The 25,576-nt window shown below is 70.0% G+C and carries 22 protein-coding genes; 8 read left to right on the top strand and 14 right to left on the bottom strand.

The genetic code is table 11. From position 1 onward, the window contains the following. Window positions 1-8: 8 nt before the first annotated feature. Window positions 9-1,037 carry an aldo/keto reductase gene (locus AC27LF_RS29425; RefSeq protein WP_479664235.1) on the bottom strand — a complete coding sequence of 343 codons (1,029 nt, stop codon included), beginning with the start codon at window positions 1,035-1,037 and terminating at the stop codon, window positions 9-11. Window positions 1,038-1,370: 333 nt separating this feature from the next. Beyond that, window positions 1,371-1,916, bottom strand: a complete 546-nt coding sequence (locus AC27LF_RS29430) for a TetR/AcrR family transcriptional regulator (RefSeq protein ID WP_479664236.1) — start codon at window positions 1,914-1,916, stop codon at window positions 1,371-1,373. Between the two features lie 100 nt (window positions 1,917-2,016). On the opposite strand from AC27LF_RS29430, the gene AC27LF_RS29435 reads away from it, so the two are divergent. Further along, the gene (locus tag AC27LF_RS29435; RefSeq protein WP_479664237.1) at window positions 2,017-2,922 is read left to right on the top strand and encodes an SDR family oxidoreductase; all 906 of its coding nucleotides are present in this window, start codon (window positions 2,017-2,019) and stop codon (window positions 2,920-2,922) included. A gap of 145 nt (window positions 2,923-3,067) precedes the next feature. Here the strand turns inward: AC27LF_RS29435 and AC27LF_RS29440 are convergent, their stop codons facing one another. Then, window positions 3,068-3,445 carry a hypothetical protein gene (locus AC27LF_RS29440; RefSeq protein WP_479664238.1) on the bottom strand — a complete coding sequence of 126 codons (378 nt, stop codon included), beginning with the start codon at window positions 3,443-3,445 and terminating at the stop codon, window positions 3,068-3,070. A gap of 289 nt (window positions 3,446-3,734) precedes the next feature. On the opposite strand from AC27LF_RS29440, the gene AC27LF_RS29445 reads away from it, so the two are divergent. Beyond that, entirely contained in the window at window positions 3,735-4,397 is a 663-nt protein-coding gene (locus AC27LF_RS29445; RefSeq protein WP_479664239.1) for an NIPSNAP family protein, read from the top strand. Between the two features lie 266 nt (window positions 4,398-4,663). Continuing rightward, window positions 4,664-5,848 carry a beta-ketoacyl-[acyl-carrier-protein] synthase family protein gene (locus AC27LF_RS29450; RefSeq protein ID WP_479664240.1) on the top strand — a complete coding sequence of 395 codons (1,185 nt, stop codon included), beginning with the start codon at window positions 4,664-4,666 and terminating at the stop codon, window positions 5,846-5,848. A 33-nt stretch (window positions 5,849-5,881) separates the two neighbouring features. Here the strand turns inward: AC27LF_RS29450 and AC27LF_RS29455 are convergent, their stop codons facing one another. Together AC27LF_RS29455 and AC27LF_RS29460 are read right to left on the bottom strand one after the other, a co-directional pair. Beyond that, window positions 5,882-8,074 (bottom strand): ATP-binding SpoIIE family protein phosphatase, encoded by a 2,193-nt coding sequence (locus AC27LF_RS29455; RefSeq protein ID WP_479664241.1) that lies wholly within the window; start codon window positions 8,072-8,074, stop codon window positions 5,882-5,884. 464 nt (window positions 8,075-8,538) lie between these two features. Continuing rightward, window positions 8,539-9,276 (bottom strand): SDR family oxidoreductase, encoded by a 738-nt coding sequence (locus AC27LF_RS29460; protein WP_479664264.1) that lies wholly within the window; start codon window positions 9,274-9,276, stop codon window positions 8,539-8,541. 93 nt (window positions 9,277-9,369) lie between these two features. Here AC27LF_RS29460 and AC27LF_RS29465 point away from each other — a divergent pair, with 93 nt between their 5' ends. After that, window positions 9,370-10,281: a LysR family transcriptional regulator gene (locus AC27LF_RS29465; RefSeq protein ID WP_479664242.1), complete on the top strand. Its 912-nt coding sequence runs from the start codon at window positions 9,370-9,372 to the stop codon at window positions 10,279-10,281. A 53-nt stretch (window positions 10,282-10,334) separates the two neighbouring features. Here AC27LF_RS29465 and AC27LF_RS29470 read toward each other — a convergent pair whose 3' ends face one another. From AC27LF_RS29470 to AC27LF_RS29490, 5 genes are read right to left on the bottom strand one after another with little or no spacing between them, the layout of a single operon-like run. After that, a complete protein-coding gene (locus AC27LF_RS29470; protein ID WP_479664243.1) occupies window positions 10,335-13,259 on the bottom strand; it encodes a polysaccharide lyase family 8 super-sandwich domain-containing protein in 2,925 nt (974 codons plus the stop codon). A gap of 40 nt (window positions 13,260-13,299) precedes the next feature. Further along, entirely contained in the window at window positions 13,300-14,379 is a 1,080-nt protein-coding gene (locus AC27LF_RS29475) for a glycoside hydrolase family 130 protein (protein ID WP_479664244.1), read from the bottom strand. 2 nt (window positions 14,380-14,381) lie between these two features. After that, entirely contained in the window at window positions 14,382-15,215 is an 834-nt protein-coding gene (locus AC27LF_RS29480) for a carbohydrate ABC transporter permease (protein WP_479664245.1), read from the bottom strand. Window position 15,216: 1 nt separating this feature from the next. Then, a complete protein-coding gene (locus AC27LF_RS29485; RefSeq protein ID WP_479664246.1) occupies window positions 15,217-16,239 on the bottom strand; it encodes a carbohydrate ABC transporter permease in 1,023 nt (340 codons plus the stop codon). Window positions 16,240-16,251: 12 nt separating this feature from the next. Next, window positions 16,252-17,544: an extracellular solute-binding protein gene (locus AC27LF_RS29490; protein ID WP_479664247.1), complete on the bottom strand. Its 1,293-nt coding sequence runs from the start codon at window positions 17,542-17,544 to the stop codon at window positions 16,252-16,254. Between the two features lie 237 nt (window positions 17,545-17,781). Here AC27LF_RS29490 and AC27LF_RS29495 point away from each other — a divergent pair, with 237 nt between their 5' ends. Beyond that, on the top strand, window positions 17,782-18,873 hold the full coding sequence (locus AC27LF_RS29495) for a LacI family DNA-binding transcriptional regulator (RefSeq protein WP_479664248.1): 1,092 nt from the start codon (window positions 17,782-17,784) through the stop codon (window positions 18,871-18,873). Window positions 18,874-18,914: 41 nt separating this feature from the next. On the opposite strand, the gene AC27LF_RS29500 is transcribed toward AC27LF_RS29495, so the two are convergent. Beyond that, window positions 18,915-19,937: a LacI family DNA-binding transcriptional regulator gene (locus tag AC27LF_RS29500; RefSeq protein ID WP_479664249.1), complete on the bottom strand. Its 1,023-nt coding sequence runs from the start codon at window positions 19,935-19,937 to the stop codon at window positions 18,915-18,917. Window positions 19,938-19,990: 53 nt separating this feature from the next. Here AC27LF_RS29500 and AC27LF_RS29505 point away from each other — a divergent pair, with 53 nt between their 5' ends. Beyond that, complete coding sequence (locus AC27LF_RS29505; protein ID WP_479664250.1) at window positions 19,991-20,809, top strand: LysR family transcriptional regulator; 819 nt, start codon at window positions 19,991-19,993, stop codon at window positions 20,807-20,809. A gap of 108 nt (window positions 20,810-20,917) precedes the next feature. Here AC27LF_RS29505 and AC27LF_RS29510 read toward each other — a convergent pair whose 3' ends face one another. Further along, window positions 20,918-21,514, bottom strand: a complete 597-nt coding sequence (locus AC27LF_RS29510) for a TetR/AcrR family transcriptional regulator (protein WP_479664251.1) — start codon at window positions 21,512-21,514, stop codon at window positions 20,918-20,920. A gap of 88 nt (window positions 21,515-21,602) precedes the next feature. Here AC27LF_RS29510 and AC27LF_RS29515 point away from each other — a divergent pair, with 88 nt between their 5' ends. Further along, window positions 21,603-22,334, top strand: coding sequence for an SDR family NAD(P)-dependent oxidoreductase (locus tag AC27LF_RS29515; RefSeq protein ID WP_479664252.1), 732 nt, complete (start codon window positions 21,603-21,605; stop codon window positions 22,332-22,334). A gap of 145 nt (window positions 22,335-22,479) precedes the next feature. Here the strand turns inward: AC27LF_RS29515 and AC27LF_RS29520 are convergent, their stop codons facing one another. Beyond that, window positions 22,480-22,884 carry a tautomerase family protein gene (locus AC27LF_RS29520; RefSeq protein WP_479664253.1) on the bottom strand — a complete coding sequence of 135 codons (405 nt, stop codon included), beginning with the start codon at window positions 22,882-22,884 and terminating at the stop codon, window positions 22,480-22,482. Between the two features lie 299 nt (window positions 22,885-23,183). Beyond that, the gene (locus AC27LF_RS29525) at window positions 23,184-24,047 is read right to left on the bottom strand and encodes a helix-turn-helix transcriptional regulator (protein ID WP_479664254.1); all 864 of its coding nucleotides are present in this window, start codon (window positions 24,045-24,047) and stop codon (window positions 23,184-23,186) included. Window positions 24,048-24,177: 130 nt separating this feature from the next. On the opposite strand from AC27LF_RS29525, the gene AC27LF_RS29530 reads away from it, so the two are divergent. Further along, window positions 24,178-25,137: an NAD(P)-dependent alcohol dehydrogenase gene (locus AC27LF_RS29530; protein WP_479664255.1), complete on the top strand. Its 960-nt coding sequence runs from the start codon at window positions 24,178-24,180 to the stop codon at window positions 25,135-25,137. Window positions 25,138-25,576 lie beyond the last annotated feature (439 nt).

The raw sequence follows: 25,576 nt of genomic DNA on the forward strand, positions 1-25,576 counted from the left end.
GGCTCGGGTCAGGAAGCGCGGCGGCGCAGCGCCGGACGGGCGATCGAAGGCGCGGGTGTCGCGTTCTTCTCGTGTGCCGCCAGATCCGTTCCGGGGGCCACGATGGCATCGATGGCGTCGAGGATCTGCGTGGGCAGGACGGTGTCCGCGGCGGCCAGTTGGGAGTGCAGGTGGTCGATGGTCCGGGGGCCGATCAGAGCGCTGGTGACCGCCGGGTGCGCGGTCACGAAGCCGAGCGCCATCTGGATCATGGTGAGGCCGGCTTCGTCGGCGAGAGACGCCAGTTTCTCCACGGCGTCGAGTTTGGCCCGGTTCGCCGGGACGGTGACGTCGAAGCGCTGGGGCATGAACGCGGATCTGCTGGTGGTGATCGCTCGGCCCTCGCGGACGGTGCCCGTGAGCCAGCCGGAGGCCAGCGGGCTCCATACGAGCACCCCGAGGCCGTACTCCTGCGCGAGGGGCAGCACCTCGCTCTCGGCGCCACGTTGCAGGATCGAGTAGTTCGGCTGCTCGGTGACGTAGCGGCCCAGACGATGCTCGCGAGCGGCCCACTGGGCCTGCACGAGGCGGTATGCGGGAAACGTCGAGGTGCCGAAGTAGCGGATCTTCCCGGCGCGTTGGAGATCGGTGAGCGCGGCAAGCGTCTCCTCGTCGCTGGTGCGCGGGTCCCAGCGATGGATCTGATAGAGGTCGATGTGGTCGACCCCGAGGCGTCGCAGGCTGTCGTCAAGGGCCTTGGTGAGCCAGCGCCGAGAGGCCCCCTGGTGGTTGCGCTCCTCGCCCATGGGCAGGGCGGCCTTGGTCGCGAGTACGACGTCGGCACGGCGTGCGGCGATCGCCTTGCCGACCATTTCCTCCGACTGCCCGCCGCTGTACATGTCGGCGGTGTCGATGAGGTTGATCCCGGCGTCCAGGGCGGTGCCGACGATCTGGTCGACGTCGTCCTGGCTGGTGCGGCCGAGCGCGCCGAAGTTCATCGCGCCCAGCGCGAGCGAGCTGACCTGGACGCCTGTGCGTCCCAGCGTGCGGTACTGCATGGCTGTGTCCTCCGATCAGGACACCCCCGCGCGGTCACCCGTGAGCGAAGCGGCGGGGGTACGGAACGTTGAAACGGAACCGCGATCCGATTCGATCGTACGGAACCTTGTTCCGTTTATGCAAGCGAGCGAGAGGTGGGAGCCGTGGCACGGTCCGGTGGGCGGGCAGGCAGGGGGCCGGCGCCGTCTGCCGGTACTTCCCCGTACGGGCCGACGGCCCGGCTCCCTCGTGTGACCTGCGGCCACCGGCTGGGTTTCCCGCACCGTTGATCACCGGTGGCCGTACGCATGCCCGGGTCTCGGCCGCCGGGGCCGGGATCTCCGGCGGGAGTGTCAGGGTCGGGGTTCCACGCCGTTGACGGCCATGCGCAGCAGGCGGGTGGCCAACTCCGGGTCGTCCTCGGCCCGGATGGCGATGCCGCTGGCGAGGGCGAGCAGGTCGTCGACCGTGACCTCGGGGCGCAGCCGGCCGGCCTTGACCGCGGTCGCCGCGAGGTCGGCGGCGACGTCCGCCAGCACGCCGTGGCAACCGCTGTCGGCCGCGGTGGGCCGCAGGGAGACGGCAAGCCCGCGGGTGGTGGCGGTGTAGCGGGTCAGTTCCTCCAGCCAGACGCCCAGCCCGTCGCCGCCCGCGGTCTCGTTGAGCTCCCGGGCGCGTGCCGCCAGTCGTTCGACGCCCTCATGGAAGACCTCGGTCAGCAGGGCCTCGCGGGAGCGGAAGTGCCGGTGGAGGGTCGCCGAGCCGAGCCCGGCCCGTCGGGCGATCTCCTCAAGCGAGGCGGAGGCGCCGTCCCGCGCCACCACCTCGGCGGCGGCGGCGAGCAGGCGTTCGCGATTGCGCCGCCGGTCGGCGCGCTGCGGGGTCTGCTGGCTCGTCATCGCGCCGATTCTAACCTCGCCTCGACAAACGGGGGGCCACCCCATATAGTCCGGTCCAGAAACGGGGTGGGACCCCGTTTAGTGCGAGAGAGGGGTACCCATGACAACCGAACCCGTATTGGTGACGGGAGCGACCGGCAACCAGGGCGGCGCGGTCGCCCGCGCGCTGCTCGCCGCGGGACGGCCGGTCCGTGCTCTGGTCCGGGACCCGTCGTCCGCGGCGGCCCGCCGGCTTGCCGCGGCCGGAGCGACACTGGCGCGCGGCGATCTCGACGATCCCGCCTCGCTCAAGGGGCCGGCGGCCGGGGCGGGCGCGGTGTTCTCGATGGAGACGGCGGACTATGCGAACTTGATGGCCGACTTCGAGGTTCAACGTGCCCGCAACCTGGTGGCGGTGAGCCGGGAGGCCGGGATCGAGCAGATCGTGCACTCATCGGTGTCCGGCGCGGGCAACGAGGACCCCGGTGCGTTCGATGAGGAACGCTGGGGAGCCTTCCCGGCCCACTACTGGCGCAGCAAGATCGAGGCCGAGCGGGTGGTGCGCGAGGCGGGCTTTTGCACCTGGACCATCCTGCGACCCGCCGGGTTCATGGAAAACCTGAAACAACCCTCGTTGTGGTTCGCGCAGTTCACATCGGACCGGCTGGCCGTCGTCAACGACCTCGACGTCGCACGGCCGTGGATCGCGGTCCAGGACATCGGGAAGGCCACGCTCGCGGTGCTCGCGGATCCGCCGCGCTTCCACGAGGTCGTCCTGGAACTCGCGGGAGACGCATTGTCCCTGCGCCGCGCGGTCGAGATCCTCAACTCCCTGCGGTCGACGCCGATCGAGCTGCCGAGCGACCCGGAGCAGGCCGTCGCCTGGGGGATCCCGCCGGAACTGGCGAAGTCGCAGCGGCGGATGGACACCTACCCGGCACCGGCCCACCCCGCCATGGCCCACGCCCTGGGCATCGAGACGACGACCTTCCAGCAGTGGGCCCACGAGACGGCACGCTCGCGGTGAGCGGTCCCGTCATACGGTGTCGACGAGGAGGCCCACCAGGGCCGGCCGGCGCACCCGTGCCCGGGGCATTGCGCCAGGCACGGGTACGCCGGACAGCAGCGATTCCCGCCCTCCGGGGCAGGCCGCGTCACGTGTCAGAGGTGATTCACGAGCCGGGGGAGACGTCCTCGACCGGATCGACCACGAGGGTGGTGTGCTGGTTCTCCAGACCTTCCACCATCACCAGCGTGCAGGCCGTCACCTTGGCCCGGTAGACGCGGCTGACCACGAGGTCGGAACGCGGCTCGGGCGAGTAGTTGTTCGGCACGAAGTCGTTGCCGCCGTTGTCCCCGCGGCTGACATGCCGGTGGTTCATGTAGCGGATCCCCGTGTCCAGGTCGCGGATGACGGGGATCTGGAACGGCTCGCCACGGGCGTAGCTCCGGCGTTTCTTCTCGGGCCGGGTGTCGAGGAATTCGGTCACCTCGATCACATGGCCGACGGGTATCGCTGCGGGATAGTTGAGGCGGATCGGCACAGACATGATCTGAGCGTATCCGTGCGCACGGCCCTTCACTCCCTGGCCGCCGTGCCCACGCGCGCCGTTGCGGCCTCCGCTTCAGGCGTCCTCGAAGAAGCGGCGTACGGGCGCGGCATTCTCGCCCGGCACCCGTACGGCATCACGCCGGCGCCGGCTCGGTGCGCGACCCCTCTGCGCTGTCCGCCAGATGACACGGCCGTGGCACGGCGTGCTCACCGACTGCCGTATGGTGTGCGATCTCGGCGCGGTCCTGTCGCGGCGAGACCACGCATCGAGTGAGGGAAGCGGTACGTTGCGGGAAGCGCCCATCACCTCTGAGGATGTCTCCGCGGAACAGCGAGCGATCCGGTACGAGTGGACAACGGTCACCTGCGCGCTGGTCGACGGGCCGCGCGTCGCCGAAGCCGTGGGTGCCTGGGCGCAGGACGCGGACGACGGCGGCCGCTGGCTCGGCGGGTGGACATCGGAGAACGGCGAACTCGGACGCATGTGGGTGCTGCGGTCGTTCCCGGACGAAGCATCCCTTTTCACCGCTCGGCACGCCATGCGGCTGAGCGGGCACCCGCTTTCGCGGACCGGCGAGATCACCGGCGTCGATGTGGCGAGTTTCGCCGGGCTGCCGATGATGCCGGCGGTCGAGGTGGGTGCGCTCGGGCCGGTGTACGAGATCCGCGATTACACACTCGTCCCCGGCGGTCTGCCGGGCACGATCGAAGGGTGGCGCAGGGCACTGCCCGACCGTGACCTGATCGACCCGGTCACGGTCGTGATGTACGCGCTCGACGGACCCGAACGCATCGTGCACGTATGGCCCTTCCACGGCCTCGACGAACGCGTGCGCATCCGGCGGGAACTCTACGCCGCAGGCAGCTGGCCGCCGCCCGGCGCCCCTGAACTCATCGATCGCGCGACGTCGACGATCGCCTGGCCCATCCCGGGCTCGCCCCTGTCCTGAGGCGCCGGCCCGGCCAGTTCATGCCCGCGGCCTCCGGCCTGATGAACCGCTCCGCGGCGGCGCACCGGGTCGCAGGGGCACGGCGGGCACGCCTGCCGCATCACCTTCGGACACAACTCTCATGACATCGTTCACTCGTGATATAGGCCAAGACGGTCGAACACGAAGTAGAGTGCGATGACGGCGACTTGACCCCGGGCCTGCCCAATCAGGCATGTTTCGGACACTTTTCGCCATTCATGGGTTTTCGGAGAAAGGTGCGTACTATGGGCGCCTACCTGTGCCCTCCCGCCGTGCTCCACGGCGAACACATCGTGCAGACCGGCCAGATCCTCTCGGAGGTGCGAAGCCGGCATCCGCAGGCGGCATGGCTGCCGCGGATCGACGGCATCGCCGCGAGTACGGGCATCGCCTCCCGTGGTTGGATGCTGCCGCTGGAGACATCCGTCGCGCCCGGCGGCGGAGGCGGCCTGCGAACTCCGGGCGCCGGCCCGGCCCGTGAGGCACTGGCCGCGGGCGGGTTCACCGACCAGGAGGTGAACCGCGTGATAGCCGCGCTGGAGTCGGTACCGGCGCCGCAGACCATCGAGGAGCGCACCGCGCCGGCCTGGGCGGCCGTGCAGACATACGGGGAGCGCGCGGCCCGTCAGGCCCTTCGGACCGCCGGACTTGAGGCGGCCGACGTCGACTGTCTGATCACCAGTCACTCCACCACCCCCGCCCTGCCGGGCCTGGACCTGTCCCTGCTCAACCGGCTTCCGCTGCGCCGCGACGTGCTGCTGCTGCCGGCCACCCAGTGGGCCTGCATCGCCGGCACCCGATCCCTGGCGCTGGCGGCCGAGCTGGTCGCCGCGGACCCCGACCGGGTCGTACTGGTCGTGATATCGGAGGCGCTGAGCACCACCTACCAGCCCGCCGACGACACGCTCGAATCGCTGATCGTCCGGCTGCTGTTCGCGGACACCGCGGTCGCCGTGGTGGTCACGGGCCGCCCCAGGACGGAGTCGGTCCTGCGCCTCGACGCGGCCTGGCATCACACGCTGCCCGGCACCGCGGATCTGCACCGGCTGGACACCCGGTCCGACGGCACGCATTTCGTGATGGACCGCCGTGGGCCGCGCGCCGTGCAGGAGACGGTGGCCGCGATGTGGCAGTGGTTGCGTGTGCGCCACCAGGACGAGTGGCCCGCGTGGCATCCCGATCTGCTGCTCGCGCATCCCGGTGGCACACGGGTGCTGGAGTACATGGAGCAGACGATGCCCGACGGGTGGCCGGCGGGGCTGCTGGCCCACAGCCGGGACAGCTACACCACGGGTAACCGCGGCGGTGCCGCCGTGCTCGACATACTGCGCCGCGCGCACGACGCGGGCCAGAAGACAGGCAGTCGTACGGTGCTGTACGCGGCCGCGCCCGGGCTGACCGCCACGGCAGTAGAGGGGGAGTGGCTGTAGCCGGAGCCCGCCGCTCTCATTCCGGCACGGGCGCTACGCCTCCAGTTCCGCCCAGACGGCCTTGCCGGTGCTGGTCCACCGCACCCCCCAGCGCGTGCTGAGCTTGTGGACGACGTGCAGCCCCCGGCCACTGTCGTCGAGCGGCGCACCGCGGCGCAGGCGCGGCCGGCCGTCGCCGTTGTCGCCGACCTCGCACGACAGACGGCTCCCGGCCTTCACCAGCCGTACCGTGACGGGTCCGGTGCCGAACCGGACGGCGTTGGTGACCAGTTCGCTGATCACCAGCAGCGCACTGTCCCGTGCCTGGTCGCCGGCGTGCCATCGCCGCAGGAAGGGGCAGGCCAGGGCGCGGGTGCGGGCGGGGGTGTCCTCGCGGGCGGGCAGGTGCCAGATGGCGGTGTCCCGGCTGCGGCGGCCCGCCATACGGGCCAGCAGCAGCGTGATGTCGTCGCGCAGGCGCCCCTGCGGGGCCAGGCCGGCGACCACGCGGCGCGCGGCCTGCTGGAGATCGTCCCAGGGATGCACCTCGCGCACCCTGTCCGTCAGCCGGCCGATGCCGTCGTCGATCGAGGCCGCCGGATCCTCCACCAGGCCGTCGGTGTAGAGGACGAGAAGGGAGCCGGGAGGCGCGGTGAACTCGTGCTCGTCGAACGGCTCCCGGACGGCGAACACGGCACCCAGGCCGGGGTGTGGCTGCGCCGTCATGGTCTCGGCGGATCCGTCGGGATGGATGAGGATGGGCGGCAGGTGGCCGGCGTTGGACATCACCAGCCGGTGGTCGACCGGGTCGTAGACCGCGATGCAGCATGTCGAGCCCAGGGCGCTGTATCCGGCCGCGAGGCCCGTGTCGGTGTCGTCCAGGAGGGTGACCGTCTCGTCCAGACGCTCCAGGACCTCCCCGGGGCCCATCCCCGCCGACAGCAGTGCGCGGGCCTCCATGCTGAGCTGGCCCATGGCCGCCGCGGCTCCGAGGCCGTGTCCTACGACGTCGCCGACCACGAGTGCGGTGCGGTCGCCGGGGAGGGGGAAGCTGTTGACCCAGTCGCCGCCGACGCCCGCGCTGTCGGGGGTGGTGGGTTCGTAGACGGTGGCGACCTCGATGGTGTCGCTGCCGGCGCGGGGCAGCAGCCGGCGCTGCAGGGCCAGGACCTGGGCGTGTTCGCGCTGGTGCTGGCGGGCGAGGTCGACGTGGCGGGCGGTTCTGGCGACGAGTTCTTGCAGGTCGAGCAGTTCGCCGTCGCGGAAGGGGCGCTCCGGCCGGCGCCAGACCTCGGTCATGCCGAGCACGATGGGTCCGGGTGTGTCTTCCGGTCCGTCCACGACCAGCGGTATGCAGGCGACACTGACCGGCCGGTCGCCGGGCACCAGTGCGCGCACCAGCTGCGGATCGTTGAGCAGGGTGCGTTCGATCGCCGCGCGGTCGGGGATGACGATGGCCTGGGGCATGTCGTCGCGCATTTCCGCGCCGGCCAGCAGGCGGCTCGCTTCGCGGGGGAGGTTGTCCCCGGGTGTCAGGTAGCCGTCGGGCCAGGCCCGGTCCGGTACCAGGGCCGCCCGTCTCAGGCGGATGCGTTCCTGTGCCTGCTCGGTGACCGCCTCGCCCGTCCATACGGCGTAGTCGAGGTCGACGGCGGCGACGTCTCCCCAGGCCAGCAGGGACTGGGCCAGGGAGAGCGCGGTCTCCCCGATGTCCAGTGAGGTTCCGATGGCGGTCGCGGAGGCGTACAGGTGCAGCCGTTTGGCCATGGCGATCAGGGAGACGGTCAGACCGTCCCGCGGTGGTGCGGCGGGCAGGATGCTCATCGAGACGACCAGTTCTGTCCCGTCGGCCCGCCGCAGCCGCTGGACCCGGGCGACGTGCGCTTCCCGCGTCTCAAGGACCCTCTGCAGCCGTTGTGTCACCGTGGGTACGTCGGCGGGGGGCAGCAGATCGGCGAAGGCGGCCCCCGGCGCGGCACTCACTCCCGCGAAGGGCGCGGCTTCCAGGTTGCAGCCGGTGATCCTCAGGTCCCGGTCCAGGGTGACCGCCCCGAGGATCTGCTCCCGGCCTCCGTTCTCCCGGGCGGCGCTCGGAGGCCGGCGCGGGTGATGTTCGGCCGGTGGGGCGCCGGCGTCCTCGGCCTCGGCTGTTCCGGCCCTGGGAATGTAGTCCGCCAGGGCGTCGCTGACCATGTCGAACGGCGAAGCGGAGGAAGAAGCCGAGGAAGAGGAGGGTGTGGGGTCCATGCAGTTCCCCCAGCTCGCTGACTCCGGCGCGTGCCGGACGATAGTCCCGAGTCCGTACGGTCAAGCTCGCAGGTCCCTCACCGCACACCTCATGAGTAACACAGATTCCCGCCTCACCGAAGGGGTAAAGGCGGGTAAAGGAACGTAAGCGGTTGGTAACGGCGGCCCACACGCGCGGTGCCGCAGACGGGGCCACCACCTGTGTGAACACCGTCGCGGGCACCGGTTCCGTCACCGGGTGGGGTCTCGGTCGCCGTCCTGGTCCCGCTGCCGACGAGGGGCCGCGGCGACGGCGGCCCCTCCCCTTGACCATCCCGACGAAACCCTGGCCGGCGTCCGAGACGTTGTCGCCCGCGTGGCTTCCACGCCCTGACACCACGTCTCGCTGGCGGGGCGGACGCCGAGGAGCGCCCTGTCCTGGGGCGGCTACGGCCGGTCGACGAGGAGCACGTCCGAAGGCCGGGTCACCACGGCACGACCCCGTTGTCGTCGAACAACTGGCCGGTCGGGCCGTCGTCCGGCAGGGTCGCCAGCCGGATGGCGACCGCGGCACCCTGTGCGGGGGTCCGGGTCCCGCTGAATCCGTTGAGGTCGGTGGCCACGTAACCGGGGCAGGCGTTGTTGATCAGGATCTTGGTGCCGCTCAGCTCCTTGGCGTACTGGACGGTGACGGCGTTGAGATACGTCTTCGTCGGCGCGTAGGCCGCGCTGATCCCCCCGAGGTCGACGCCGGGAGCGGTCTGCAGGGTCAGGGAGCCGACATGGCTGGACTGGTTCACGATCCGCGGGTGCGCCGAACGGCGCAGCAGCGGCAGCATCGCATTGGTGACCCTGATGACGCCGATGACATTGGTTTCCACCAGTTGCCGCACGGTCTCGACGTCGACGGTCGTGGGTTCTTCCGGCCCGCCGCCGGCCATGCCCGCGTTGTTGACCAGGACGTCGAGCCGTCCTGCACGCTGCTCAAGCAGGTGGACGGCGGCGGTCACGCTGGCGCCGTCGGTCACGTCCAAAGGCACGCCGAACGCATCGGCGCCGGCCGCACGCAACTTCGCCACGGCATCCTCCCGGCGCTGCTCGTCCCGGGCACCGACACCGACACTCCAGCCCCGCGCACCCAGCCCGGCCGCGATCTCGAACCCGATTCCCTTGTTCGCGCCGGTCACCAGCGCCGTCGTCTTCTCGCTCATGGCAACGAGCATGCGCTCGCGCCGGCCGGGCACCAACACCGCTTCGGCAGTGCGGCAATACCCTGAAGGTATCGATCGGCCATCTGCCGCCGCTAGCCTGGGCTCATGGAGATACGCGAGCTGCGATACTTCGTTGCCGCTGCCGAGGAACTGCACTTCGGCAAGGCCGCCCAGCGCCTCGGGATAGCCCAGCCGCCCTTGTCCCGCACGATCGCCCAGCTGGAACGGAGGCTTGGAATCACGCTGCTGGAACGCAGCAGCCGCAAGGTCACGCTCACCGAGGCCGGAGCCGTGCTGCTGGCCGAAGGGCGGGCGATCCTCAGCGCGGTGACCGCGGCCGAGCGGCACACCCAGCGAGCCGCGACGACACCTCCCAGCCTCGTCCTCGCTGTCAAGTCCGGCACCGCCGGCGAGCTGCTGACGAGACTGCTCGATGCCTACGCCGCGGAACCTGGCGCGGCCACCGTCGACCTGCTGCTGTGCGAGACGCACCAGCACCTGCGACTGCTGCGGGAAGGGCATGCCGACGTGGCTCTGCTCCATCTGCCCTTCGACGCGGCAGCCGGGCTTGACACCGAGACCCTGCATACCGAGGGGCAGGTTGCGATCCTGCCGGCATCACACCCGCTCGCCGGCCGCTCCCAGGTGCGGATGGCCGAGGTCACCGCGTTGCCGACGCTGCCGATGGCCCGCTGGCCCGGCCCCGACGGCAGCTATCCGGAAGGACCCGGCGCACAGGTACGGAATCTGACACAGCTCTTCCAGCTGATCGCGCTCGGCCGCACCACCGTGGTCGTTCCGGAGTCGGCCGGCGCCGACCTGCGCCGGGACCTTGTCGCCGTGCCGGTCCTGGACGCTGCGCCCGTGACAACGGTGATCGCCTGGCCGCCCCACAGCCGCCTTCGTCCGCTTGCTGACCTGGTTCGCGTTGCGACACGTCTGGGAACGGCCGCTCAACAACAGGCCGGGCAAGCGCCCTGCGGCTCGCCCCCGGACGGCAGCGACCGGGGGCGATGAGTCGGAGTCGGTGGCGTCAGCCGGCCCGTCCGGCCCTGGCTGATGCCGGGGAGTCAGCCGGTGTGTCCGTACACCTCGAAGGAGTACAGCGAGTACCCGTACGACGTGTTGCGCTGCGTACCGTACATGCGCACGTATCGTCCGCCGGCGGAGACGGGGATCGTCTCCACTCCGCCCGGGCCGCTGGTCGTGGAGTGGATGTCGGTCCAGTTGCTGTCGTCGTCCGAAACCTGCAGCGTGTAGCTCTTGGCGCTGGCTGTCTCCCAGTGGAGCTTCACGGCGCCGATCGCTGTGGTGGTACCCAGGTCGACCTTGAGCCATTGCGGGTCGGAGTAGTCCGATCCCCAACGGGTGGTGGCCCGCCCGTCTGTGGCGTTGGCCGGGGCCAGTGCGGCGGCACGGGTCGAGGACGCTGTGGTGTTCTTGCCGCGTGCCAGGTCGGGAGCGGCGTGTACGTCGATGCCCCGCAGCGAGTAACCCTGTTTGCCGTGCCGCTGGGTGAGGTCGAGGCGGACAAAGCGTACGGGCTGGACTGTCAGGGGCAGGATTTGGGTGCCGCCCCTGCCCGCGGTGGTCGAGTAGACGGTCCGCCAGGTCTCGCCGTCGGAGGAGACTTCGACGCGGTACGCCTGTGCGTGGACCGTGTCCCAGTGCAGCGTCACCGCGTTGACGAGTTGCGTCGTCAGCAGGTCGACCATGGCCCATTGGGCGCCGGAACCTGCGGAACACCAGCGGGTGTTGGGGTTGCCGTCGGTGAGGAAGTGGGCGCCGACGGAGGTGTCTCGGTCGGAGGAGGTGAGCACCGGTCGGCGCAGGGCGACATTGTTCGCCGGTGCGCCGAGGACGACGCTGGAGCCTTGGCGGTCGCCGTCGGGGAGAGAGACGGCCTGTCGGGTCACCGTTCCGAACCGGGTGAGGGTGATGGTGACGTCGGGTGCCTGAGGGGAGGAGACGGTGATGACGGGGGTGCCCGGCTCCGACTCGTCGAGGATGACCATGCAGGGCTGGTCGGCGGTGAGGGTCACCCCTGTGCGGACGGTGACCGTGCCGGGGGAGTAGAAGAGGAGCTGGGCGATACGCAGGCTGTCGTGGCGTACGCCTTGGAGGGATGTGGTGTTGGCGAGCACGCGGACGGGCGGGTGCTGGGCGTATGCCTTTGCCTGGCCCTGGGTGACACCGGGCCGGACGATGTAGGCGTAGGTGGCGTTGGTCGGCTTGGCGCCGTGGTCGAGCCAGATGCCGAACACGTCTTGTGTGACGGGGGTGGGATCCTGGCCGGTGGCGATGTCGGCCCAGGAACCGGTGACGGTCTCGTTCTTGACCGTCATGGAAACGGGCTCGAAGAAGGCGTATCCGGTGCCGTCGTGATAGGCCCATGCGCCGGTGCGCGTGAGGGTGGTCCCCGGGTTGACGAGGGTACCCGCGGCGATGACCTTGCCCTGCCGGCGTGACTGGTTGAGGGTGGTCACCACGGGGTTCGGGTCGGTAGAGGTGATGCCCGCCCCGAGCGCGACGAATTCGTCGTCGAAGCAGAAGTAGCCCTTGCGGGCGGTGGTGCCGTACTTGTCCATGTCCAGGGCCGCGGCGCCGTAGAGCCCGTTGTCCACACCGCCGACGAACGTGGTCGACTGCTTGTAGGGGTTGGCTGCGTTCAGGGAGACCACAACCGCCGGGTTGGTGCACCCGGGCAGCCGGGACCAGTCCCAGACGGGGAACAGGTTTCGGTACTCGTCTCCTCTGCGGGCGATGAACGTGGTGCCGAAGGGGACCCAGTACAGGTAGTTCAGATTCCGGGGGTTGGACGAGCGCCACTCGGAGCCGATGGTCCGCGCCGAGACCATCTTGACGGTGACACCCCAGTCGGGCCGCTTGTGGGCGGAGAAGTCTGATCGCCAGAAGTGCTTGTGGCCGCTCAGGCCGGTGTCGCTGCTCTTGAGGACGATGTTGCGCCGCAGTTGGTCGAAATGGTCGGCCTGGTCGGGCACGGTGTCGGCCAGCCGCCGCAGGCTTTCGAGGATGCGCTCGGCGTTGCTGCGGTAGCGCGGGGCGGGGTTGAGGAAGACATTGAACTCGGCGTGATCGCCGTTGATCATCCAGCGGGTTCCGTCCAGAACCCAGCTGGTGTAGTCGTGCACCGAGGTGGGCGTGAAGGCGAAGGGTGTGCGCCGCAGGACATACAGCCATTGTGCGACGTCGGTGAGCATGGAGCGGCCGTACCCGGCCGAGTAGAGCTGGTCTCCGTGCTGGTGGTAGCTGAGATCGCTCTGGATGCCGTCGCCTGTGCTGAGGAGGATCGCGTTGGCCATGGCGTCGCGTCCGGAGGCGACGAGCGCAGGGTCAGGGGTCAGCAGGCCGCGGAAGATGACGTTCTGTGCGTACCAGACGGTGTTCTGGCCGGTGCCGGAGGCGCTGTTCTGGAGGACGCCGACGATGTCGGCAGTGCGGGTGGCGCCGAGCTGTCCGTGGAGGAACAGGCCGATGCGTTCCAGGCGGAGCTGGATGCCGATCCCGGTTTCCCACCAGTTGACACTGGTCGGTTTGACCTGGAACCAGTGATCGACGGCCTTCTGCACGCCGGCCAGCAGTCGGGGATCGCGGTAATGAGGTCCGGACGGATTGGCGTAGGCGGCGGCCATGGCTTGCATGCGGTCCAGTGCCCGGTACGGCGACCATGCCGCTCCGTTGGCGGCACTGTTGGTGGCGGAATAGTCCACGTCGCCCCAGGAACCGTCGGCCCGAAGGGCGGACAGGTAGCTCATGGCCTGGCTCTGGTAGGTCCACTCCACCCGGGCGGTGGTTCCGTCGTCGAGCCAGTCGTGCTCAAGGTAGAGATCGAGCAGGGCCGACCGGATGTCCGCGAGGTCGTCGGCCGGGTCGGCGAACGCCGACGGCAGGCGGCCCAGCGGGCCGCTCGTGGTGATCAGCGCGGCGAGTGCCGCGCTGGATGTTCCCAGAAAGACTCGGCGTGAGACGGGCACGAGGGGGAGTCCTCTCTGCGAGGTGGGACGGGACGGGCGGTTACGGGGCAGTGCGTTCGAGAGCCGCGACGCCGATCGAGCTGTCGGCCATTCCGTAGAAGACGTACGGGGTGCCGGCGATCTCCTCGACGGCGGTGGGGAAGACGACATTGCCGAGGGTCCCCACGGTCTCTTCCTCGGTCTGGGGGGACAGCCACGGCTGTGGGCTGCGTGCCAGCACCCGGGACGGGTCGAGGGCGTCGAGAAGGATGCCGCCCGCCCGGTAGACGGAGCCGTGGCTCAGCTCGAAGCCCTTGGCGACCGGTCCGGTGACCCCGTGGTGGATGAGCAGCCAGCCCTCGGGAACACGCAGCGGCGGGGGGCCGGCTCCGATCTTGGCTTCCTCGAAGGGCATCTGGGGCTGTGCGACCGGTGCGGCATGGGTGAGCGAGGTCAGCGCCGTCAGATCGTGGCGGGCGGCGTCCGCGTCCACATAGGCGATCCAGATCGACGGCCGGGCATCGGTGACTCCGGCCGGGGCCGGGGCACCTTCGCCGGGCCGTAGCCAGTCCAGTTCCCACATCGGCCGGTGCAGCAGGACGAAGCAGGGCCGTCCGTTCGGTCCGGGCAGCACGTCGGGGAAGAACACCAAGTCCTTGTTGGGGAAGAAGTTCAGGTCGGTGGACAGCTCTGGCTGGTAGGCAAAGCGCAGCGGACCCAGGCGTTGCCAGTGGACGGTGTCGTAGGAGATGGCCAGGGCCGGACGGGGGCCGAGCGGGCCGTAGGCGACGTAGGTCATGACGTGCACGCCGAGGTCCCTGAGGAAGGTGATGCGCGGGTCTTCCACGCCGGCGTTGTTCGCGCCGCGCTCGAAACCCTCGTCGGGGGCGAGAACCACACCCTGGCGTTCGACACCGACCGGAACCCCGCCTTCGATCACCACGCGGGCCCGGGCGATGCGGGAGACGTTGCCGGACGCGACGATCCGCGGGAACAGGTACAGGTGGCCGTCGGGCCCCCAGGCGGTGGCGGGATTGAGGACGCCCTCGGCCTCCAGCGGGTCGTCCGGATCGGCGGTCATGAGCACACCGACGCGGTTCAGGGCGTAGGGGAGCGCGGTGTCGGCGTTGAGCTGGGTCATACCTACCCTTTGATCGCGGAGCCGAGGTTGGCGGAGGTGAAGTGACGCTGGAAGAGCAGGAACAACACGATGGCGGGCGCTGCGAGGACGCATGCGCCGGCCAGCACAGCGCCCATGGGGTTGGCTTGGAAGGTGGAGTTGGCCTGGGAGAAGTTCGCCAAGCTGACCGCCAGGGGCTGCATGTCCGGGTCCTTGGTGACCAGGAACGGCCAGAGGAATTCGTTCCACGGGCCGATGAAGGTCACCAGCATGGCGGTGAGGATCGCCGGCCGTACCAGGGGCACCGCGACTGAGCGCAGGATGCGCAGTTCGCCGGCACCGTCCACGCGGGCCGCGTCGAAGATCTCCCTGGGTATCTGCAGGAAGTACTGGCGGAAGATGAGCACGGCGACGGAGTTGATGGCGAAGGGCAGGATCATTCCGGCGTAGCTGTCGGCCAGATGGAAGTAGCGCACCACCATCACATAGAGCGGGATCATCAGGAGTTGGAACGGGATGGCCTGGACCAGCAGCACCAGCGCGAAGACCAGGCCGCGACCGCGGAAGCGCAGGATGGCCAGTGCGTACCCGGCGAGCAGCCCGAAGACCAGGGTGCAAGCCACCACTCCGACCGTCATGACGAGCGAGTTGAGCAGGGCAGTGATGAGGCTGAAGGAGTCGTCGATGCCGGCGAGGTTGGCCAGGGTCAGACGGGACGGGTTGGGCAGCAGTCCGCCCAGGCTGGTGTCGCGTTTCTTCTGCAGCGCGCCCAGGAGCATGTAGGAGAACGGCAGCAGCGCGGCGACAGCGCCCAGGAGGAGCGCGCCATAGCGCAGTATGCGCAGCGTTCGGGCCATGTCAGTCCCTCTCCATGAGGCGCCGGGAGATCGTGGCGAGGACGAGTACCGCAGTGACGAGGATCAGCCCGATGGCGGCGGCCGCGTCCGGCGCACCTTGTTCGAGGCCGCGCTGGTACATCAGCAAGGCAGGGGTCATCGAGGCGCCGTGCGGGCCGCCGCCGGTGAGCAGGAACGGTTCGGTGAAGATCTGCCCGGAGGTGATCAGCGACAGCAGGACGACGAGGGAGGTGACCGGTCGCACGGCCGGCAGGGTGACCGCACGGAAGGCCTGCCAGCGGCCCGCCCCGTCGGTGAGCGCGGCCTCGTGCAGCTCGCGGGGCACGTTCTGCAGCGCGGCCAGATACAAGAGGATGTAGAAGCCCAGCTGCTTCCACGTCACGTACAGCGCGATCAGCGGCATCACCAGATGCTGGTTCGCCAGCCACGACGGATCCGGCGCCCAGGCCCCCAGCACATGGTTGACCGCACCCGAACCGTTGAACAAGAACAGCCACACGGCGAGGGTGGCCACCGACGCGGTGACGTACGGCACGTAGTACGCGACGCGGAAGAAGACCCGCCATCGTGTGGCCGCGTTCAGCGCGGCCGCCAGCGACAGGGCCAGCACGACGGTCAGCGGTATGTTGATCGCCATGAAGACGCCCAGGTTGCGGAAGGCGCGTTGGGCATCCTCATCACCCAGGACCGCGGTGAAGTTGTCGACCCCGACGAACGGGTGCGGGACCGACACCCCAGGGGCGGTGAAGAAGTAGTCGTGGAAGGCCATCCAGATGCCGAAGCCGAACGGGATCGCGAAGACGACCAGTACGTAGGCGGTGTACGGGGCGGCGAGCGCGAGGCCGAGCGGATGGCGGCCCAGCCACCGCTCTAGGCGTTGTCCACGGCGGAGGCGGCGCGGCCGGTCCGAGGGCGTTCCCGCCGGGGCAACGGAGCCGGCGGACGCGGGGGCTCCTGCGGGCTGCGGCCCGGCGGAGCCGCCGGCGGCCCGCATCCCCGCCGGGCGGACGTGTGGTGCGGTCATGTGTGTGCCTCGTCAGCCGTTGGCCTGGTCGTCGATGGTCTGGGCAGCCTGGGTGAAGGAGCCCTTCACGTCTCCCTCGCCCGACAGGACGGTGTCGTCCCATGCCTTGCGGAAAGTCGTCCACACCTCGCCCGAGCGGGCGATGTTCGGCACATCCACGGCGCGCGGGACGGCGTCGGCGAAGGGCTGGTAGAACGGGTTCTTCTCCAGGAAGTCGGCGGCGACAGTCGACACGTCGGTGCGGGTGGGGAACTGCCCGGTCTTCTCCAGCAGGCTCACATCGTGGTCCTTGCGCATGGAGAACTTGGTGAAGTCCCAGGCGGTCTGCTGGTGCCGGCAGGAGGTGAACAGCCCGACGTTCTTCGAATCGGCGAATGTCGACGCCTCGTCCGCGCCCGCGGCGGTCGGCAGGGGCGTCACGCCGTACGTCACCTTGCCGTCGAACTGAGCCTTGCCCCACGGCCCGGCGATCCCCATCGCGGCCACCCCGTCGGCGAACGGACCCGCCCACATGTCGCCGCTGTACGCCTCCGGTGAGGAGTAGCCCCGGGCGTACATCCGCTGCCAGAAGCCGAGGGTCTGCAGGCCGGCCTCGGACGTGAAGGTCGCCTTGTGGTCCTTGACCAGCTGGGTGCCGTCGGAGTTCGCAAGATACAGCGGGTAGAAGTCGAACAGCGAATTGGTGTAGTCGCTGGTCGCCGGTGGATACAGGGCGAACTTGGCGGCCTTGCTGCTCTTGATCGCCTTCGCTGCCGCGAGTACATCAGCGTAGGTTCGAAGCCTGGGATGCTCCGCATCCAGGCCGGCCTTGGCGAACGCGTCCTTGTTGTAGTAGAGCATGAACGGGTTGGTCTTCCACGGCACTTGATACAGCGAACCGTCCGGGGAGCGGAAGCCGTCCGCCGCGGCGCCTGAGCGCTGCTTGACGAAGGTCTCGGCGTCCTTGAACGTCTTCGAGAGGTTCACCAGCCCGCCCTGCTTCTGGAACGCCGAGACGGCGGCCGGCGCAGTGTTGTAGACCAGGCAGGGAGTGTTGCCCGCAGTGATCGCCGCACCGATCACGTCCTCGGTGGACTTGCCCGCCGGCACCGCCCGGGCGGTGACCTTCTCCTCCGGGTGCTCGGCGTTCCAGGCGGTCACGACTGCCTTGGCCCACGCCTGCTCCTGCTCGTTGGTCGAGTACCAGATGTCGATCGGTCCTGTCGTCGGCGCGCCGCCGCCGGAGTCGCCTGCCCCGCAGGCGGACAGCGGCAGGACCACCGCCACGGCGGCCACCAGCACCGTTGTGCGCGCATGACGCTTCATATGGCCTGACTCCTTCATGGGTGTGAGTGCAGAGTGGGCTGCCAGATGGTGGCGGCGGGCGGCCCTGTCCACCGCCGTCGACCGGCCCCGGCAGGTGATCGCGTCGGGGTGACGGGCGCCATTCAAACCGGTTTAAAATCCAAGCGTCAAGGGATCGTACGAAACGTTTCGGTAATCGGTTGGGCAGCGCACCTCACGGCCCCACCGGTACCGGGCGGCGGCAAGGAGGCGAAGAACATGGTCCACCGGCACCACGACCCGGGCACGGAACCGGCCGGCACCGAGCCCGCGGCAGCGCCGTCTCCACGCCGGCGCAGCCGCCCCACCATCGGTGATGTCGCGGCGCTTGCCGGGGTGTCCAAAGCCACCGTGTCTTTCGTCGTCAACGGCCGCGCCGGCGTCAGCCCTCAAGCACGCCGGCGGGTCCTGGAGGCAGCCACTCAGCTGGGCTGGCAGCCCAGCGCCGGCGCCCGGGCCCTGTCCACCCGGCGCGCCCAGGCCCTCGGCCTGGTGATCCGTCGGCCTCCCGAACTGCTCAGCACCGACCCGTTCTTCCCGCAGTTCGTCGCAGGCGTCGAAAGCGGGCTCTCACCGCTGCACTACGCACTGGTCCTCCAGGTCGTCGCGGACGAGGAGGCCGAGCGCGACGCGTATGAGCGCTTGAGCCATGACGGCCGGGTCGACGGTGTGTTCCTCACCGATCTGCACATCAACGACCCGCGCACGGCACTGGTCGACCGATTGGGCCTGGCGGCATTGATCGTCGGACCGGACCGTGCGGACAGCTCGGTGCCGGCGATCGGCGTCGATGACGCTGACGGGGTGCGCCACGCCGTCGAGCACCTGCACACGCTCGGCCATCGGCGCATCGGGCACGTCAGCGGTGCCGACGGCTATGTGCACGCCGAGGCCCGGCAGCGCGCCTGGATGACCACCCTGGCCGACGCGGGGCTGCCCGCAGGACCGCTCGCGGCCGCGGACTTCACCGGGGCCGCCGGCGCCCGTGCCACGCACGACCTGCTCGACCGGCAGGACCCGCCGACCGCCATCGTCTACGCCAACGACCTGATGGCCATCGCCGGAATCGCCGCCGCAAACAGTCGCGGACTGCGAGTCCCGGAGGACCTGTCGGTAGTGGGCTTCGACGACATCCCTCTGGCCGAGTACATCGCCCCGCCCTTGACCACCGTCCGCCAGGACGTGATCGCATGGGGCCGTGCCGCGGCGCAGCAACTGGTCTCCCTCGCCCAGGGGCATCCCTTCCAGCCACCCGCCCTGCCGCCCGTGGAGTTCGTCACGCGCGCCAGCACCGCGCCGCCGGCGCGCTGAACCCGACACCCACGCCGGGGGCCGGCCACGGCGGCACCGGTTCAGCCGCCCGGTGCCGGTCCCGTGGAGCCGCGGATCGCCAGGGTCGCCGCGGGAGCGGTGACGTCGACAACGTCGCAGCCATCGATGACATCCAGCAACAACCGGGCGGCCTCCTCGCCGAGCAGGGCGGGCGCGGTCTGCACAGTGGTCAACGCGGGCCGCACATAGGAACCGAAGCGAATACCATCGTAGCCCGCCACGGACACGTCCTCCGGCACTCGCACCCCGAGCTCCTGCACCCGGGTCATCACACCGATGGCGGTCAGGTCGTTGGCGCACAGTACCGCGGTGGGCGGCACATCCAACGCCAGCAGCTCGTCCGCGGCACGCCGGCCGGCCTCGTAGGTGAAATCACCGGCACACCATGGGCCGGGCTCAAGCCCGGCCCGCTCCAGCGCCGTACGCCAGGTCTGCTCCCGCTCGCGGGCGTGCAAGAACTCGCGTGGACCGCCCACGTAGGCGATCCGCCGGTGGCCCAGATCGATCAGGTGCGCCGCCAGGTCTGCCAGCCCTGAGGTGCCGTCCTGGCGCACTGCGGGAAAGGGGAAGGCATGCCGGGACGCGTTGATGCCCACCGTCGGCAAGTCCAGCCGCCGCAGCAGCCGGATGCGGGGGTCGTTCGCGCGGATCTCGTTGAGGAACACCCCGTCGACCCGGCGGTCGGAGGCCAGCCGCTCGTAGCGGTGCTGTGTGTCGCTCGCGCTGCCGCTGATCTGCAACACCAGTGCGTAGTCCCGCGGAGCCAACTCCCGTTCGATACCGCTGATGAAGGCGCCGAAAAACGGATCCGCCTCCAATACACCGGCGTCCCGCTCCACTACAAGCCCCACCGCGAAAGCGCGCTTGGCCTGCAAACTCTTCCCACGCAGGTTGGGTTTGTAGCCCAGTTCGTCGGCAGCCGCCCGCACCCGGTGGCGCGTGGACTCCGAGACGCCCGGATTGCCGTTGAGCGCCACCGAGGCGGAGCTGACCGCCACCCCCGCCCGCTCTGCCACATCGACGATCGTCACACGCTTGTTCATAGCCCCTTCGAGCCCTCAACCGATCCCAGTGCCGAAAGTATGCCTTGCGGACCGTGGCAGAAGTCAGCGTCGACAACACCGACGACCGTGAGGCAACAACCGGGGCCACCACCCGTGCCACCCGTGCCAGCGTGCGCCTGCTGGATCGCTCCTCCCGACGCGTCGGCCTCACCGACACCGGGACCGACTTCCTCGTCCACGCCGAGCGCACGCTGGCCACCTTCGAGGAGGCTGTCGCCGCCGCACGCGGTGAATCCACCCTGCGTCTGGGCTTCTCCTGGCTGCTGCCCGAACCATGGGCGCAGCGTGCCATCGCCCGCTTCGAGCGCGACGCCGGTACCCGCGTCGCCCTGGTGCGCAGCGACGATCTACTCGGCTCCCTGGACCGCCGAACGGTCGACATCGCCGTCGTACGCGGCAGCAGACCGATGGAACCACCGCTGCGCGCGGTGCATCTCTACGACGAGCAGCGCGTCGCCGCTTGCGGCCGTGACAGTGAAGCAGCCGGCGCGGATCAACTGCGGTGGCGGGACGCTACGGACTGGACCCTGGTCATCAACCCGGTCAGCGGCACCACCGGTCCCTGGTCCTGGCCCGACGGGGACGGCCCGAAACGTTATGTCGAGACCACGAATTTCGACGAGTGGCTTGAGTCGGTCGCCGCCGGACGCGGGATCGGGGTCGTCCCGGAGGAGGCCGAACGCCGCATCCACCACCCCGCGGTCCGCTTCGTGCCGTTGACCGGCGCTCCACCGGTCCCCGTCCGCCTTGTCCACCTCCCCGACGCCGGCCCTCGGCCCGCCCTGTTGCGTCGCTTCCTCGACGTGGCCCGTGCCGTCGCGACGCCGGACGACGATGCGGCACAGGCATAGCCGCGACCACCCGCCGCCGTACCGGAGGTCATCGAGGCGAATCTGGCTCATAGGCAGCAGCCGGCACGTGTCGAATGGTGGGCGGCGCGGTGGCCGGACCGAAGAAGCTCAGGGAGCGGGGCGGGGCAGTACAGCAAGGGCTGTCGAGGCTATGTCGGTCAGCGTTTCCTCGCTCGCTCCGGCCTTGCCCAGCGCTTCGATGCCGCGCAGTACGGCGAGCACCAGCGCAGCCAGCTTTCCCGGATCCGCGTCCGCGGCGATATCGCCATTGCGCCGGCAGGCTGCGATGTCGCTCTCCAGCAGCGCCCGCAGTGCCTCGATGGTCGCGCGCGCCCGCTTGGCCACCGTCTCGTCGTGTTCGGCCAGCTCGGCGGCGCCCTTGGCCAGCAGGCATCCGCGGTGGGCGGTGTCTGCGGCAGTCGCCGCGGCCACCGCGTACACGTGGGCGGACAGCCGCGCGTAGGCGTCCGCGTCGTTGCCGCGCAGCTGCCGGCTCACAGCGTCGACGACGGAACCGCAGTAATCGTCGAACACGCGGTGGAACAGTTCCTGCTTTCCGCCGAAGGCGCCGTACAGGCTGCCTTTGCCGAGCCCCGTTGCCTCGGCGATGTCTTCCATTCGCGTGGCGGCGTACCCGCCCGACCAGAACCGCTCCCGGGCAGTGTCCAGTACCTGCTGCTCGTCGAACTTCCTCGGTCGCGCCATGGTGGCAGCCTACCCATTCTTGACTGGTTCGTCCATAAAGGTTTAGCGTTATGGACGAACCAGTCAAGAATCGAGGGGTGGACACGTAATGACAGAAGTACTCGCAGGCAAGGTGGCGGTGGTCACCGGAGCCGGCAGCGGCATCGGCCTTGCCATCGCCAGGCGGTTCGCCGCGGAAGGTGCACGGGTGTTCCTGGCCGGTCGCCGCCAGAAGCCGCTCGACGCGGCCGTCGCTGAGATCGGGCCGGCGGCCACCGGTGTGAGAACCGACGTCTCGGTACAGACGGACCTCGATGACCTCTACTCGGTCGTGCGCGAGAAGGCGGGCCGCATCGACGTGCTGGTCGCCAACGCCGGCAGCGCTGTCCCTCAGCGTCTCGGTGAGATCACAGAGGAAGCCATCGACGCCACCTTCGCTACGAACGTGAAGGGCACGATCTTCACCGTACAGAAGGCGCTGCCCCTGCTGTCGGACGGCGCCTCGATCGTGGTGACAGGATCGACCAACGCCCTCCGCCCCGGACCAAGCCTGGAAATCTACGGTGCGTCGAAGGCAGCGGTGCGCAACCTGGTGCGCAGCTGGGCGCTCAGCGCGCGGGAACGGAAGTTCCGGGTGAACGTGCTGAGCCCCGGCCCGACCGAGACCCCGGGCCTGATCGGCGCCGTAGGCCCGGACCACCAGCTCGCCTCGGAAGTGCCGCTCGGCAGGATCGGCCACCCGGACGAGATCGCCGCCGTGGCGACGTTCCTGGCCTCGGATGCCTCCAGCTTCGTCAACGGCGTCGACTGGTTCGTCGACGGAGGCCAGGCACAGGTCTGACCCCCTCATAGGGCGGGCATACCGGGCACCCTGGTGCACCGGACAGCCTTGCCCTGAGCTTCCCCCGAGATGCGGAAGGCGTTGACAGAGGGTCAGATGGGTTTCTTGAGAGGAGCCCAGACGATGCCTGCCCCGAGGAAGTACTTCAGCGGCCCGGGACGGCGAGGTCGCCCTCGACGTACTGGGCGCGACCGTCCGCGAACGACCAGTCCTCGGGGCCGTTCTCGAAGTAGCTGACGAACAGGTCCTTGCCGTCGACCCCGACGCGCCCGAGCTGTTCGGCGAGCGCCTTGTACAGGCGCTGCTTCTCGTCGGTACTGCGTCCGCGCTGGGTGAAGATGTGGACGATGACGGTGCCGTCGGTGCGCTGGAAACCGAGCCCCGCATCGAGGGCGATGATCTCGTCGGCCTCGTGCTGGGTGATGATCTGGAATCGGTCGCGCTCGGGAATCTTCAACACGTCGACGAGGGACTGCTGGACGGCGTCGGCGATGGCCCGGACGTCCCCAGGACGGCGGCCACGGATCAGATCGATGCGTGCCATAGGCATGCGCGGTTCTCCTTTGGCGAGTGCTCGTGCTGTGGTGGCAGAGGCGTGCATCAGGGCTCACCGCCACCGTCCGGGCGCGGTACTCGGTGCGTGGTCCACGGCAATCCTGACCGCGTCTTTCGTCCAGTTTGTCGCGCCCCTGTCTTTCACGCTAATGATCCGGAGAGGGAAGGGGAAATGCCTGGCGCGAGCGATCGATGTGTGACAGGCATGGACGCGGATCCACGAGCGTGGGGACGGTGCGGTCACGGCGTGGGGACGGTGCGACGCGCCAGGGCGGGCATGGACGCCGGCATCGGTCAGGGAGTGTCCAGGAGGTCTGCGAGCAGCCGGAGGCGTGCCGCGTCGGGGCTGTCTTCGGCAGCGGTGCAGACCATGAGAGCGGGGCCGGGGCTGCCCGGTATCGGGTAGATGTCCCAGTCCAGGTTCAGTTCGCCGACCTGGTGGTGGGTGATGCGCAGGTGGCCGCGGGTCGGTTCCGTCACGTCATGGAGGGCCCACAGTGCCGCGAACTCATCGCTGCGCAGCGCGAGTTCACCCACCAGCTGGGCCGCGCGCGGGTGGCCGGGATCGGCGGCGATCTGTGTCCGCAGCATCCCGATCAGCTCTGCGATGGTGGCCGCCCGGTTCGGGCACGCCCGGTCGGCCTCGGGGCGCAGGAACAACGCCAGCAGGTTCCGCTCGCTGTGCGGCTGCCCGGTGAACTGCCCCAGCAGTGCGCCGCCGAGCGGGTTCCAGGCCAGCACGTCCAGGAAACGGCCCACGACCAGGGCGGGCGAGGCCATGGCGCGCATCACTCGCAGTGTGGTGTCCGGTACCGCTTCCGGTTCGTAGGAACGCGACGAGCGGGCCGGGGTACGCGCGGCGGCGGCGAGGCTGTGCAGGTGGCGGGTCTCCTCGGCGGAGAAGTTCAGGGCACGCGCGAGGGCGTCCAGCACCTGCTCGGAGGGGCGGACGTCGCGCCCTTGCTCCATGCGCTGGTAGTAGTCCGGACTGACCCCGGCCAGCAGAGCCAGTTCCTCCCGCCGCAGCCCGGCGACGCGTCGTCGCGGGCCGGGCTCCAGCCCGACGTCCTGGGGCCGCAGCCGGGTCCGACGGGTGCGCAGGAAGTCGGCGAGTTCGCGCCGGGGATCGTCGCTGATGGTGTGAGGGGAGTGGGTCACGGCGCCAGTATGCCGTCGGCCCGGCCGGCGAGGGTGGGTCTGCCGGGCCCAGGAAGAAGTGAACGACCGTGCTGCCGTGTGCGGGGTCCAGCATCGGAGCAGCCCCAGCCGTTCACGGAAGGACAGCGAGATGAAGGCCGTTCAGATCACGAGCTTCGGCACGGCAGACGTACTGCGGATCAATGACGTGGAGTGTCCCGTACCCGGCGCCGGCGAGGTTCTGGTGTCGGTGGAGGCGACCAGCGTGAACGGACACGATGTGATCGTCCGTACCGGGGAATTGAAGATGATGTCGGGACGCCGGTTCCCGATCGGCACGGGACTGGACTTCGCGGGCACCGTTGTCGCGACCGGCACCGACGCCGCCGGCTTCAGGGCCGGGGACCGGGTGTGGGGCATGGTGCATCCGCGCCGGCGGCACACCGTCGCCGGGGCGGCCGAGTACGTCGTCGTCAGCGCGGACCGAATCGCGCACGCCCCGGCGGGCCTCGCGTCCGTCGACGCGGCGGCCCTGGTGGTGGCGGGTTCCACGGCACTGATCGCACTGCGCGACAGCGTGCACCTGATGAGCGGAGAACGGGTCCTGGTCCGGGGCGCGGCCGGCGGAGTCGGCACAGCCGCCGTACAGTTGGCGCACGCCATGGGCGGCCATGTGACCGCTCTGGCCCGCGACCGCCACGCCGAGGTCCTGGCCGACCTCGGTGCCGACGAGGTCCTGGACTACGGCTCCACCACCTCGGACCGGACAGGTCCGTTCGACGTCATCGTCGACACCGTCGGCTCGGAACTGCACTGCTACCGAAGCCGGTTGGCCAGGGGCGGACGTATGGTCACCGTCGGCCTGTCACCCTCAGCCCTGGCCGAGATCGCCGCATCCAGCCTGCACGGCTCCCGCCGCATCCGGACCTTCAGCGCCAACCCCCGAACCGCCGTCCTGCGCGACCTGGCCGCCCAGGTCGCCTCCGGCGCGCTGCGCCCGGTGATCGACAGTGTCTATCCGCTCGCGGACATCGCCGCGGCGCACAGGGCTTTCGAGCGCGGCGGCGTCGTAGGCAAGCATGTGGTGACGGTGCCGCGCGGCTCCGTCTGACGGAGTCCGGCCGTGAGGGCTACCCGCCCGCCGCTGTCGTCTTCAGCCCCGGCATCCGGCTCGGGGCGGCCGGGCTGAAGAACCGCATGGACCAGGTCATGGGCCTCACGCGCGTGATCTGGTCCGGCAGTTACCAGGGCATGGGCCCCTACGGTCGTCCGCGCGAGGACGGCTACGACGGCTACGCCGACGCGATCCCGGTCCCGTTCACCACCCTGGAACGCGTGAAGGCCGGCGGGCGCGCGGCGGTGCGGGGGCGGTGCAGGCACGGTCGGCGGGAAGACCTGCCCGCCGCGCCGGCCGACCCCGACGCCTGGCACACACGCGCAAAAGACCGCCGCCGCGCCCGCGAAGAACAGCTCCGCAGGGCGCGTGAGGAAACGTGTCGGACGGCCGTGCGGGGGCAGCGGGCGCCGGTTGCCGCCGGGACCGGAAAGCC

This window comes from Streptomyces diversicolor, assembly GCF_057537855.1.